The sequence below is a fragment of the Flammeovirga sp. OC4 genome (genome assembly GCF_000812565.1).
In the GTDB taxonomy this organism is placed as follows: domain Bacteria; phylum Bacteroidota; class Bacteroidia; order Cytophagales; family Flammeovirgaceae; genus Flammeovirga.
On record NZ_JTAM01000003.1, the window covers coordinates 131,860 to 145,959 of the forward strand.

The 14,100-nt window shown below is 37.1% G+C and carries 11 protein-coding genes; 6 read left to right on the forward strand and 5 right to left on the reverse strand.

Annotated features, from left to right (window positions below):
* The first annotated feature begins 25 nt into the window (after positions 1-25).
* The 3 genes from PL77_RS03590 to PL77_RS03600 are packed head-to-tail and all read left to right on the forward strand — an operon-like array spanning position 26 to position 3,847.
* Positions 26-2,101 carry a carboxypeptidase-like regulatory domain-containing protein gene (locus PL77_RS03590; protein WP_044201858.1) on the forward strand — a complete coding sequence of 692 codons (2,076 nt, stop codon included), beginning with the start codon at positions 26-28 and terminating at the stop codon, positions 2,099-2,101.
* 11 nt (positions 2,102-2,112) lie between these two features.
* Complete coding sequence (locus tag PL77_RS03595) at positions 2,113-3,132, forward strand: sensor histidine kinase (RefSeq protein WP_044201860.1); 1,020 nt, start codon at positions 2,113-2,115, stop codon at positions 3,130-3,132.
* A 1-nt stretch (position 3,133) separates the two neighbouring features.
* Positions 3,134-3,847: a LytTR family DNA-binding domain-containing protein gene (locus tag PL77_RS03600; RefSeq protein ID WP_044201862.1), complete on the forward strand. Its 714-nt coding sequence runs from the start codon at positions 3,134-3,136 to the stop codon at positions 3,845-3,847.
* Positions 3,848-3,893: 46 nt separating this feature from the next.
* On the opposite strand, the gene PL77_RS03605 is transcribed toward PL77_RS03600, so the two are convergent.
* From PL77_RS03605 to PL77_RS03625, 5 genes are all read right to left on the reverse strand, one after another.
* Entirely contained in the window at positions 3,894-5,357 is a 1,464-nt protein-coding gene (locus PL77_RS03605) for a cytochrome P450 (RefSeq protein WP_044201865.1), read from the reverse strand.
* 214 nt (positions 5,358-5,571) lie between these two features.
* Positions 5,572-6,792 (reverse strand): imidazolonepropionase, encoded by a 1,221-nt coding sequence (gene hutI, locus PL77_RS03610; RefSeq protein WP_044201867.1) that lies wholly within the window; start codon positions 6,790-6,792, stop codon positions 5,572-5,574.
* Between the two features lie 282 nt (positions 6,793-7,074).
* Complete coding sequence (gene hutU, locus PL77_RS03615; protein WP_044201870.1) at positions 7,075-8,769, reverse strand: urocanate hydratase; 1,695 nt, start codon at positions 8,767-8,769, stop codon at positions 7,075-7,077.
* A gap of 204 nt (positions 8,770-8,973) precedes the next feature.
* On the reverse strand, positions 8,974-10,542 hold the full coding sequence (gene hutH, locus PL77_RS03620) for a histidine ammonia-lyase (RefSeq protein ID WP_044201872.1): 1,569 nt from the start codon (positions 10,540-10,542) through the stop codon (positions 8,974-8,976).
* Between the two features lie 38 nt (positions 10,543-10,580).
* Entirely contained in the window at positions 10,581-11,060 is a 480-nt protein-coding gene (locus PL77_RS03625; protein WP_044201875.1) for a MarR family winged helix-turn-helix transcriptional regulator, read from the reverse strand.
* 216 nt (positions 11,061-11,276) lie between these two features.
* On the opposite strand from PL77_RS03625, the gene apaG reads away from it, so the two are divergent.
* From apaG to PL77_RS03640, 3 genes are all read left to right on the forward strand, one after another.
* Positions 11,277-11,666 (forward strand): Co2+/Mg2+ efflux protein ApaG, encoded by a 390-nt coding sequence (apaG, locus tag PL77_RS03630; protein WP_044201877.1) that lies wholly within the window; start codon positions 11,277-11,279, stop codon positions 11,664-11,666.
* A gap of 88 nt (positions 11,667-11,754) precedes the next feature.
* A complete protein-coding gene (locus PL77_RS03635; protein WP_044201880.1) occupies positions 11,755-13,311 on the forward strand; it encodes a histidine kinase in 1,557 nt (518 codons plus the stop codon).
* Positions 13,312-13,353: 42 nt separating this feature from the next.
* The gene (locus PL77_RS03640) at positions 13,354-14,016 is read left to right on the forward strand and encodes a response regulator transcription factor (protein ID WP_052444140.1); all 663 of its coding nucleotides are present in this window, start codon (positions 13,354-13,356) and stop codon (positions 14,014-14,016) included.
* Positions 14,017-14,100 lie beyond the last annotated feature (84 nt).

Genomic DNA, 14,100 nt, shown 5'->3' on the forward strand with positions numbered 1-14,100 from the left:
TAATATCAATCTATTATTGAGACCTATGAAAACGTTACACTTCTTTATACTATTGTGCTTATGGCAAACCATTGGCTATGCTCAGCAAACGCTGAAAGGAACCGTTACTGATACTGATGGGGAGGCCATTCCTTTTGCAAGTGTATACCTTAAAAGCAGTATGAAAGGTACTTCGGCCAATGATAATGGTCAATTTGAATTGGTGGCTGTACTCAAACCTTCGGATTCACTGATGGTCAGTGCTATTGGCTATACTGAAGTAGCGTTTTCGGTCTCAAGCCTTTCAAATCCTGTTCAACTTAAGCTTCCTACAAATAGTACCACACTAGAGGCTGTCGAAATTTATGGAGGAAGTGGAAAAACGCTTGAAGAGATGACCGCCATGCAAATGACAGGGATGGACATTGTTAGAAATGCGAGTGCCAACGGAGATTTATATCAAGCTTTACAAACCCTGCCGGGTACTTCTAAAGTGGGTGATCAAACAGGTTTATTTGTCAGAGGTGGTGACGCTACCGAAACGCAAACCATCATTGACGGAACCGTGGCTACCAATCCATTTTTAGGCAATACGCCCAATATGCCTAGCCGAGGAAAATTTGATCCTTTTATGTTTAATGGTACCACCTTCACTACTGGCGGTTATTCTGCGGAATATGGTCAGGCGCTTTCCTCTGTATTGTTATTGGAAACGGAAGACATTCCTGAGAAAACGAGCTCTTCTATCAATCTTCATTTTGCTGGAGTTGGCGGAAGTCATAGTCACGTTTGGGAAGACAAAACAGTATTGATGGGTGGTATAACGTACAACAACCTTACCCCTTATTTTGGCATCACTCCTCAAAATGTGGATTGGGTAAAAGTGCCTGAAGCATTGAATGCGAAAACGGCATTCCGCCATAAAACAAGAACGGGTATGTTTAAAATGTTTTCTCAATACAATTTAAGCTCAGTGGGTGTGGTCTTATTCGATCCTGAAAAACCTTATGAGGGAAGAATTTTTGACCGAACTGCTCATGATATTTATGTCAATAATAGCTATAAAGGGCTTTTGACAAGGTCATGGGAAATTGATGCCGGCGTTTCTTACAATAAAACGGTAGGTGATATTGCTATGGGCGAGGATAATTTTAAAGAAGACAATCAGCATATTATTTCTAAAGTTACGCTCTCACATGGTTTTGGTGATTTTATGGACTTTAAAATTGGTGGTGATTACAGAAATGATCAAACACGATGGGGTAATTATTGGGTGAAAGACCATCTGACTTCTGCCTTTACTGAATCTATGTTTCACCTTTCTTCTAAAGTAAAATTAAGATTGGGTGCTAGAGGTGAATACTCTTCTCGAATGGACCGATTTGCATTGGCTCCCCGTACTTCTTTATTCTTTGATTTAGATGACTTCAATAAAATCACTTTAAGTTATGGAGACTATTACCAAAAAGCGCAAGATGAATACTTGGCTTACAAACCTGACTTGGATTTTCAGAAATCCACTCATTATATTATTAATTACAAAAGGGAAATTATGGGAAGAACATTTAGAGTAGAACTTTACCATAAAGAATACGATCAGCTGATCAAATTTAATGACGAAAGTTTCAATAATGACGGCTATGGTTATGCTAGAGGAATTGACATCTTCTGGAGGGATGAATCTTCTATTCCATTCTTAGATTACTGGGTGACTTACTCTTATATTGATTCCGAAAGAAACTATAAACATTTCCCCATCAGCGCCATTCCTGATTTTGTCACCAATCACAATTTTAATGTGGTGGCCAATTTTGAAATTCCCTCTCTCCGACTTCAACCCGGTCTCACCTATACTTACGCCTCAGGCAGAACGTATGAAAACCCCAATGCAGAGCTATTTATGAGTGATAAAACAAAGGATTTTCATAACTTAGATGTCGCAATAAATTACAATATGAACTTGATGGGACATTTCACCGTTCTCTTCGCTTCCTTCTCCAATGTTCTGGGTTTTGATCAAGTATTTGGTTATGAATATTCCACGGATGGAACAGCTAGAGTAGAAAAAATTCCCACAAGCAAACAATCTATCTTCTTAGGTCTATTTATGACCATTGAATAAATGATACTTCAATGAAAAAACTAGTTAAAATAGCCATTCATACCCTTTTTTGGTGTTGTTATATACTTCTGCTAAGTATTCGTGACTTGTTATTTAATAATGAGATCTTCCATAATTTTATAACATTTACGGTCATAACAGCACCATTAATTCCCTTTGTCTATTTCAATTTATATTTCTTAATTCCGAAGTTCCTATTCCAAAATAAAAAACCTCAATACTTCATCTCCTTCGGTATTGTACTCACCATATGCGTCATCATACGTAATTATGTCACTTATACGGTCTATGCAAAAATCTTAAAAATTAATACTATAGAACCTTTCTTTTCTGGGAAAGTCGGTTGGTGGACGGCATCGAGTGAAACTTTTGTACTTTTCTTTATTTCCATTACTATTTTCCTCGTTCAGAAGTGGTATTTAAAGGATAAGTATGTGAAAGAATTGGAAAACAAAAATATGAGAAGTGAATTGGACCTATTGAAATCACAATTACAACCTCACTTCCTATTCAATAACCTCAATACTATTTACTTTTTGATGGATGATGAACCTCAAAAAGCCAAAGAATTAGTGATACAGCTTTCAGATGCATTAAGCCATCAATTATACAAGGCCAATCAAGATCAAGTCAATTTGGAAGAAGAACTAGATTATTTGAGGAATTATATCAAGATGGAACAAATCCGACATCAAGATTTTCTGACTTTACATTATGATTTTCCTACAGAAAACATCAATTATAACATTGCACCCATGCTTTTGATTACCTTTGTTGAAAATGCATTTAAGCATGGCATTAATTCAAAAGGGTATACGATCTCCATTGACATTTCAATAGAAAATGGTGTGTTGGGTTTGGTGGTTCAAAATACTAAAAGTGATCATCCCAAAAGCGATAAAGGAGGGTTGGGGTTAATCAATGCCCGCAAGCGACTTGAGCTTTTATATCCTAATCAACACACCTTGGAGATCATGGATAAAGAAGAGGAATTTATCGTAAAACTAAATATCAAACTTAAAAACGAATAAGATGAACTGCATTATTGTCGATGATGAAATGATTGCTAGAGAGGGCATCGCTAAATATGTAAAAGAAATCCCTTACCTCAACCTAATTGCAAAATGTAAGAGTGTTTTTGAATTGGATGAAGTTTTAATGAAAAATGAAATTGACTTGGTGTTTTTGGATATTCAAATGCCAGGAATTACGGGTGTAGACTGGTTGAAAAATGCTTCAAATCCTCCTCATATTATTTTTACTACAGCCCACAGAGAATTTGCAGTGGATGGCTTTGAATTGAATGCAGTCGATTACCTTTTAAAACCCATCACCCTGCCCCGCTTTGCAAAGGCAGTCGCTAAAAGTTATAAAATCTGGAATGATAAAAAAGAAGTGGTTACCACTCCTTCCAACAATGATGATTACATCTTTATCAAAGAGGATCAGCAAACCGTCAAAGTAAAATTAGAGGACATCCTTTATATAGAAGCGGCAGTGGATTACATCTTTATTCATACCAAAGAGAAAAGACATATCACTCTTTTCTCAATGAAACAGGTCGAGCAAAAATTACCTGATCATCAATTTATAAGAATACATCGTTCGTTTATTGTCAATGCTGAATATGTAGAGGCTATTGAAGGAAAAATGCTGATTGTCAATGGTCAAAGATTGAATATTAGTCGCTCATTGTATAATGAAGTGTATGATAAAATTACGAAGGGGAAGGTTTGGAAAGTCTAAGGCATCAAAAAAGGATCCTCATTATTGAAGATCCTTCCTTAATTTCCTATTGAAAAACACTTTCAGTGTTGACGTTTTTTTCTTTTTGAAGTACTCTCTTTTTGATACTCACTTTTAAATTATCTGGAGACATTGTAAAAGCAAACAATTCTTTGACTTCCTCTGGAGCAACATCGAGGGTAACATCAAAATCTTGAAACAACGCAATCACAAAAACTTTCATTTCTGTTTCAGAAAGGAACATTCCTGGACATAGCCTTGCTCCTCCTCCAAAAGGTTTCATTGCTTCCGGTTTATGATTTTTATGATAAGGACAACCTTTCGTTTCCTCACGTTCTGTCCACCTCTCTGGCGCAAAAGTAGAAGCCTCCGCAAAATACTTATCCCTACGTTGAGCATGGCTCAGCTGCGTAATGATCATACTTCCCTTCGGAAAAAATACATCACTAACCACAACATCTTCTAATGCTTGCATATAAAGATTTGGAGAAACGGGCTTCAATCTTAATGTCTCCTTGATTACTGAAGACAAATAAGGGAAATCATTGAGTTGCTGAAAAGAAGAAAGCTTTTCCCCCTTCAATACTTCATCAATTTCGTTTTGAATTTTCTCTTTTATGGTAGGATTAGCTGCAAGTAAGTAGGTGATCCAAGACAACGAATTTGAAGTAGTATCTTCCCCTGCCAAAAGCATTGTATATACATTACCAAATATCTCATCATTCGTAAAAGGATCTTCTTTATCTTCTGATGCAATCATTGCCTCCAAAAAGTTGGTTGGGTTTTCGTGTAAATCAGAACCCTCTGCCATCTTTTGCTGCGTCGTCTCAATGATATCTCCTAAAACATTCTTCAGGTAATTAATGGACTCATCAAATTCTTTATCCGATTTTGTTTTATAATATTTCCATAATGGTATTGGAGAGTTTATACGGCTATTTACCTTCGGAAAAATATTATTGATATGAACTCTTATTTCATCAACATCATTTTCTAATGAATTTAAGTCATAGCCGAAAGCAAGTAATGTCGTAACATCGACAGTGATCTTTTCAAAATCCTGATCAATAGCGTAATTCTCTATCCCTTCTATTTTATTCCAATAATTAGTAAGACGCTCTGAAATACGTAAAATTGTAGGAAAGAACGAGCGAATATTTTTATTACTTAATGCTTTTTGAGTGACTTTTCTATGCTTCTTCCATGTCTCACCTTCTGCCGAAAAAACACCATTCACTCCCACTTCTTCAATAACATCTGCCATTTTCTGAAGACGTCGAAACTTGGTAGGCCTGTGTTTAAGTACATAAGCATTCGTTTCTGGATCAGTAGAAACTGTGATTTTCTTTCCTAGAATATTAATGTTATAAAGTGATCCAAATTCATCTGCCCATTGCTCATAAAGCAGGTGAATTTTAGACATATCAAAATCAAAGATATTTCCTACCAAAGGTAACCCCTTCGGTCCTTTAAGGTCATTTTTAGTTTTTGAATAGTTGAGTTGTTCCATTAAAAATATGTAGTATTAAAGTAGCTTGGTTATGATTTAATGAAGCAATATAATGGAAATTATTAGAAAAAAGTGGAATTAGAAGATTACAAAATACTACTTCTCCAATAAAATCTGGATTAGATCAAGCGGTATTGATCCAAATATAAAAAGCTCTTCAACTCCTCAAAAAAGGAGCTCAAGAGCTTTTATTTCTATCGAATTTAAGAGTAGATTACTGTCCTCTCTTCCAAACTCTAGACGGCGCCAACATCCCTTGATTATATAAGATCTCTCTGTAATCTTCACAAGGATACATTTGCATATCCGCCAATTTTCCTTTTTCTAATTGACCTCTATCCGTCAAATTTAAAGCTTTTGCTGATCGGAAAGTCATTCCTGCCAATACTTCGGCGGTACTTAATTTCTCCATTGCTCCCAATAAGGCACCTTGCGTCAACATGTCGCCCATTGGTGCTGAACCAGGGTTCCAATCTGAAGCGATGGCTAAACATGCTCCGGCATCCAACAATTTACGGCAAGGAGGATACTGCATACCCAAACCTAATGATGCACCAGGAAGTACCGTTGCTACCGTATCAGAATCTGCTAAGAGCTTCACTTCTTCATCAGTACTTGACTCCAAATGCTCAGCCGACAATGCTCCAACTTCCACAGCCACTTTACTCCCTCCGGTAGAGAATTGATCGGCATGCACAGTGATTTCAAAACCTTGTGCTTTAGCTTTCCCTAAATAATACGCTGACTCTTCTACATTGAATGCTGTTTCTTCTGTAAAAATATCAACTCTATCACTTAAGTTTTCTTTCTTGATGGCAGGCAATAAAACATCCAATACTCTGTCTAAGTATTCTTTAGAAGTACCTTCAAAATCTTTAGGTTTCATATGTGCCGCCAAGCATGTAGATACCAAATCAGCTTTTGTTTCTTGATCCGCAGATTTAATTGCTCTCAGCATCTTCAACTCATTATCAACATCCAAGGCATAACCACTTTTCACTTCAATAGTCGTCACACCACGCGATAAATGTCTGTCAGCTCTTGAAACGGTCACTTCTTTTAATTCCACTTCAGAAGCCGCACGCGTTTTTCGCATGGAGTCTTGGATTCCTCCACCTGCTTTAGCAATTTCCAAGTAAGGTTTCCCTGCCACTCGCATCGCATAATCTCTAGCTCTGTTTCCTCCCCAGCAAATATGGGTGTGGCAGTCTACAAAACCCGGTATCAAAACACCTTCTTCTTCTATCTGTTCTACTTCATCAAAGTCAGTTTGATCAAAAGAAGTAAATGATTTGATTTCATCTATATTTCCATTCTCATCGATACTCACGCCTGCATTTTCGATGATCTCTAATTGTTCATCTTCTAAGGCTCCTTTTAATGGAAGTCCCGCAAGGGTGAGAACTTGTGAGAATGGTCCGATTAGTTTTTTCATTTGTATTAAAATCACAATTAAACGATATCGCAAGTGTTAAACCGATAGGTGTCACTTGTGATTGATGATCGGCGAAGTCTCCTGACTTCGAAACTTAAAACAATAAAGTTTATTTAGTTCGAAGTCAGGAGACTTCGCCAATGTATAGTTCCAAGTGACGCTATCGCTTAACACTTGAAACAGGGTTGTGGGCAGTTTCTGTTGTGGTTCAGTAAACGTTTAAATAAAACATCCCTAGAAAAACACGAACCACCTCTTCCCTCTTAATTCTTAACTCTTACCTCAAACGATCAAATCGTGATCTTCACCTACTTTCGTTGCTGTTTCATAACCCGCATCATGATGACGGAAGATACCCATTGCAGGGTCGTTATGAAGGACACGACGAATACAGTTTTCAGCTCGTTCAGTACCGTCAGCTAAAACTACCATACCTGCATGCTGAGAGTAACCAATACCTACACCACCGCCATGATGGAATGAGATCCAAGTAGCACCACCTGTCGCATTCGACATTAGGTTTAATAATGGCCAATCTGATACAGCATCTGAACCGTCCAACATTGATTCCGTTTCACGGTTTGGAGAAGCTACCGAACCACAATCTAAGTGATCACGTCCGATGACAATTGGAGCTTTCAATTTTCCTTCTTTTACAAGGTTATTGAAAATCACACCGGCTTTCTCTCTTTCTCCCATACCTAACCAACAGATACGTGAAGGAAGACCTTGGAATGCTACTTTCTCATCTGCTTCTTCCAACCACTTAATTAAGTGTGTATTTTCAGGGAATGCTTCTTTTAATGCTTCATCCGTTACCTTGATGTCTTGAGGATCACCTGATAATGCTGCCCAACGGAAAGGTCCTTTTCCTTCGCAGAACAATGGACGGATATAAGCTGGTGTAAAACCTGGGAAGTTGTAAGCATTTTCACAACCACCTTGCTTTGCAAACTCACGTAAGTTGTTTCCGTAGTCAAAAGTAATTGCTCCTTTCTCTTCTAAATCCAACATATACTGTACGTGGCGAGCCATTGATTTCAACGACTTCTCTTTATATAAAACAGGATCTGTTTCTCTTAATTTTTCTGCTTCTTCCAATGATAACCCATTAGGAACATAACCATATACTGGATCATGAGCAGAAGTTTGGTCCGTTAATACATCAGGAGTGATTCCATCTTGAATTAATCTTTCCAACACATCACCGATATCACCTACCAAACCAACTGATAATGCTTCACCTTTTTCTTTGGCTTCCATTACCCATTGAATCGCCTCTTCATAAGAGTGCGTCATTTTATCGATGTACTTTGTATCAATACGCTTTTGAATACGAGCAGGGTCAATATCAACACCCAACATTGCTGCACCACACATCGTAGCCGCCAACGGTTGAGCGCCACCCATACCGCCCATGCCACCTGTTACTAGCAAACGACCTTTTAAGTCGCCACCAAAATGCTGACGAGCACATGAAGCAAATGTCTCATACGTACCTTGCAAAATACCCTGCGTACCAATATAAATCCATGAACCGGCCGTCATCTGACCGTACATCATTAAACCTCTTTCTTTTAATTCTTGGAAATGCTCCCAAGTTGCCCAAGCTGGAACAAGGTTAGAGTTGGCGATCAATACACGCGGTGCTTCAGGATGCGTTCTTACTACACCCACTGGCTTACCTGATTGTACCAAAAGTGAATGGTTTTCATCTAATTCTAAAAGAATTTTGATGATCTTTTCTAATGATTCTCTGTTTCTTGCCGCTTGACCTGTACCACCATAAACCACTAGGTTATTCGGGTCTTCCGCTACCTCGTCTGTCAAGTTGTTCAAGAACATTCTTAGAGGTGCCTCAGTTTGCCAAGACTTAGCATTTAGTTCTGGACCTGTTGGAGGAATGTAGTGTGGGTGTTTTGCGTATTTTTCTAAAAAAGCTTCAAACTTTTGTTGTGATGATGTTTTTGCTTCCATGGTTAATTATGATATATATGTAGTAAGTGTTTCTTTTGTCTTAAATATGTCGCAAGTGTTAAGCCCGTAGGCGTCACTTGTGATTGGTTATTGGCGAAGTCTCCCGACTTCGAACCAACAAGCGAAAGCGTATTTCGAAGTCAGGAGACTTCGCCAATGAATAGTTCCAAGTGACGCTAACGCTTAACACTTGAAACATAGAATTTAGTAAGTAAATTCTGCTTTGAAATCTCCTTCAAGGTTGATTTTCTCTTTCTTGGCTACTTCTTCAGCAATGCGAACCAATGCACCGCTTTGTACGATATCATGCATTGCTTCAATATCATAAGCCAATACTCTATCCTCATCAGCATGAGCTACTCTTTCACGAACATAAGCGTGAGTAGCTTCTATAATTGGTGATGATTTTAATGGTCTTCTAAAGTCCAATGCTTGAGCGGCGTACAACAATTCTACTGCTTGGATTTGCTCCAAATTACCAATAATCTGAAGTGTCTTTCTTCCAGACACAGAACCCATTGATACGTGATCTTCTTGTCCTAATGAAGTAGGCACAGAATCCGCAGATGCTGGGAAGCAAAGCGTTTTATTTTCAGTCACTAATGCTGCTGAAGTATACTGAGGAATCATGAAACCTGAATTCAAGCCTACGTCTGCCATCAATAATTTAGGCAAACCAAAACGTCCTTCAATCATCATGTAATTTCTTCTATCTGCAATATTTCCTAACTCTGCTGCAGCTACACCTGCATAATCCAACGGAATGGCCAAAGGCTGTCCATGGAAATTACCTCCTGAAATGGCATTTTCAGCGTCTAAGATAATTGGGTTATCCGTTACTGAGTTAAGCTCTACTTCCACCATTTCTTTCAAGTGTAACCAAGCATTTCTTGAAGCACCGTGAACCTGAGGCATACATCTTAAAGAATACGGATCTTGCACACGATCACAATCCACATGGGAATCTAATATTTCAGACCCTTTCAACATGTGATGCAAACGTGAGGCTACGTGTTGTGTGCCTTTGTAAGGTCTGATCTGATGTAAAGCAGACTCGAATGGACGCGCAGATCCCATCAATCCTTCTAATGACATTGCACCAATAATATCTGCTGTATCCAACGCATTCGCTAATCTCTCAACCACTTTCACTGCATGTGCTAGGATGAATTGAGTACCATTAATCAAGGCTAGACCTTCTTTTGGTCCTAATTGAAGAGATTTTACACCCAAACGATGCAATACATCTGATGCTAAAGCTTTATTTCCTTTCTCATCATATACTTCTCCCAACCCGATCAAAGGCAAGAATAAATGTGAAAGAGGAGCCAAATCACCTGATGCTCCCACTGATCCTTTTTCAGGAACCATTGGGACAATATCTTTATCAATATGCCAGATGATTCTCTCTAAAGTCGTTAAAGCGATTCCTGAAAAACCTTGTGCTAAAGCATGAGCTTTAGTGATCAACATGATTTTTGAAATCTCTTTTGCAATAGGGTTTCCAACTCCCACACTATGACTTTGAAGAATTTTGTGCTGTAAAGTGGAAGTATCTTTTTCTGAAATAATCGTAGTACAAAGCGGACCAAAACCTGTATTCACTCCATAAACAACATCTCCTTTGTCTACAATTTCCTGAACAGAGGCTTGACTTTTAAGTACTTTGTCTTTTGCCGTATTATTTAACACTCCAGAGATTTTTCCTCTGGCAATATCCAATGCAATGCTCACCGTCAGGTGGTCAATGCCGTATTTGAATATTTTTCCCATGGTAGTAATTTATGATTAGTATGTGTGGTGTATGTTTTTTACTTCTCCAAGTTGTCCAAAACGCGCTCGGACAACGATTTTTCGGTCAATGATGTCTCTAAAATTTTCAATTCCTTCAAAATCTGACATTCATTTTGTTCCGTTATTTCTTTCATCGAAAGTTGTATGGATGCCCAAATAGGTTTACTATTTCTTACTAATTCCTCTCCTTTCTCAGTAAAAAGAATCAAACGTTTTCTTCCATCATTTTCATCCTTTTCAACTTTGAGTAATTTTTTCTTGATCAATGCTGTAGTCAACTGACTTACCGCAGAGTGACTTACATTTAATTGATCAGAAATATCTCTCATTGACAGCTTTTTATGTTCATCTAACAAATAAAAAACTGGAAACCATGATGGATCAAATTCTATCCCTTTGGCTTCATAAACTTTAGAAACTTCAGAGAGAAAACGCTCTCCTAACCTCCTAAGTCTACTACCCAATACTAGTGTTCCTGCTGACTGATAAAAATCCATATTTCTTTGTTTTACCCAAAAGTATATAAGTACTTATACATTTACAAGAAAAAGACCTAAAATATATAAGTACTTATACATAATATGGGAAATAGAATATAAATCACTAACTTTAAAGAAATTGTGTAGTAAATTACAATTATCATTAACATCTCATCTACTCTACTTTTTGTTTGTGACATCATGATTAGATGTATTTATTAAATTTTATCTGCTATGGAAATTGCAATAACAGACGGAATAAAAGTCAGTGTTGAAACCTTCTATCTTCCTGAGTATTCTGTTCCATCAAGAAGACATTACGTATTTAGCTATAAGATCAAAATAGAAAACCTTAGTGCCAATAAAATTCAACTACTAAGAAGAAATTGGGAGATCACCGATATTACGGGTGAAGTCCGCAATGTAGTCAATGGGAAAGGTGTGGTTGGTAAGGAACCAATCATGATCCCTGGACAGTCTTTTGAGTACAATTCGGGTTGTCATTTTCCTTCACCATGTGGTAAAATGTCAGGTACTTATGTAATGCGTAAAATCGAAGACAATACACTTTTTGAAGTACAAATCCCAGAGTTCACTTTGGTACCAAGTTTCTTCAATAACTAGGCAGATCATACATAGCGCTTTTTTAAAAGCATGATTTATGGTAAATTAATGTAAACCTAAAACTCGCTTTTCAACCGCTATAGTTAGTATGACAGCCCAAGAAGCACACAATAATTCTTCGTTTCATATAGAGGAATTGCATGATTATATATTCAATAAGCTATTGTTTATAGCTATTTTAAATGATTTTGGTAAAGTAATCAGTACCAATAAAAGAGGTAATACACTTCAAAGCATCCATCAATATTATGACTTCGGAACGCTAAAGGATAAAACACCTAAAGTTTTAATGTCAGACCATGAAAGTTGGTCCGGTTATCTTTTACACAAAGAAAGCCACAAGAAACATAGTGTTTCACTCACAAAACATCAAACCTTATACGTGTGGGTGGCCTTAGAACTCGACCACAAGGTAGATCAAGATAAAGCCAAAGAAGTGATTCGCTTAAAGGAAAAAGTGTCTCAGTTACTGACCAAAGAAAAAAAATTACATGCACTACTTCAGGCAAAAGCATTGAATGAAATGTTGGAGGGTAAGATTGAACATAATGACGATCTTACCTTACTTTCGGATCTTCCTTTGGATCTGGAATATACTGCCGATAATGCTCAAGCTATTTTTGAAAACGAAGAACGTCAGCGTCTATCGTTTGAAGCTTCTAAAGAAGGGCTTTGGGATTGGAATCATATTACTAGAAAAGTCTATTATTCTAAATCTTTTTATCAGATGTTGGAAATAGATAAAAAAGGAAAAGAAGAAGATATTTCAGTACTTTTGAATTTAATCCATCCTGAAGACCGTCCTAACACCATTAGAATGCTGCAAAGGGATATACTCATCAAAAATGGATTTCAATCTATTTTTAGAATGATTACGCCCTCTGGAAACACGTTATGGGTGCTTCTCAAAGTGGCCGTTCAAAAAGATGTGGATGGAAAAGTAATCCGTGTAATTGGAAAACACTCTGACATTACTTTCTTCAAAAATCATACTGATAACATTCAAAAAGCAGTATTACAGACCGAAGATAAGGAACGTGAACGCTTTGCCAAGGAAATTCACGATGGTCTTGGTCAAACTCTTACGGCCTCTATTTATCAATTGGATGAATTTCTTAAAAATACCAACAATCTTAACGATGAGGAAAGAAAGATCATTCAACGAATACGAGAACAAGTCAGAGAGGCCACAAAGGAAGGGAGAAACATTGCTCATAACATAATGCCGACTTCCATTGAGAAGTTAGGATTTGTTGGTTCTATAGAAAAATTGGTAGATACTTATAGAACCATCAATAACAAAGAGGTTAATTTTTTCTATAAAATTGAAAAGAATGCCATGTCTTTCGCTCAACAACATATACTGTTAAGAGTCACTCAAGAAGCAATTCAAAATGCTTTTAAGCATGGCAAAGCCACTGAAGTTTCGATTTCCTTAAACCAACATCTTGATTTAATTACATTGATGATTGAAGATAACGGCGAGGGTTTTGATGTTAAAGAAGCATTGAAAAGCGAAACCAATGGACTGGGTCTATTAAGTATGAAAGACAGAGTTCGTTCTATTGAAGGAACAATTGATATTGACTCTTCCCCTAATTATGGAACATGTATTATCATTCAGCTAAAAACATTTACAAATTGATTTGTTAAATTAAGGAATAAACCTAAAACCAAGCTATAAATTATGAAAACCAAAATATTATTAGTCGACGATCATAGTGTGATACGTCATGGTATAAGATCTTATTTTAAAAATTGTAACGACTTTGAAGTCATTGCGGAAGCAGATTGTGGAGAAAGAGCTTTCAATGCCCTTAATGCAATGAATGTGGATTTGATATTTATGGACATCTCTATGAAAGGGATGGACGGTATTAGTGCCACAAAAAAAATAAAAGAGACCTTTCCTGATATAAAAGTGATTGCGTTGAGCATGATGATGGACAGCGATTATATCAAAAATATGGTCAATGCAGGGGCCGATGGTTATCTTTTCAAGGATTGTACAGAAGAAGAAATCCTAAAAGCTGCAAGGGCCGTAAGAGATGGTGATAGTTATTATTGCTCCTCTGCCACCAAAAATATTATTAGCAGTTATAAAGAAAAGGAAGCCCGCCCAGCCAATGCGAATGATGCTCACTTTGTACTTACACTTCGAGAAAAAGAAGTATTGAGGCTCATCATTGATCAATGTACTAATAAAGAAATATCAGAAAAACTCTACATCTCACCAAGAACTGTAGATGCTCATAAAAGGAATCTCCTGGATAAAACAGGGCAAAGAAATGTGGCTGGATTGGTGATGTATGCTATCAAACACAAACTATTTTCGGACTTAAAAGCTTAAAATAGGTATTTTACCTATGCGGATTAGGTATAAAACTCATGTATTGACGACAGCTCCGTTGTACATTTGTTATATATTAAAACA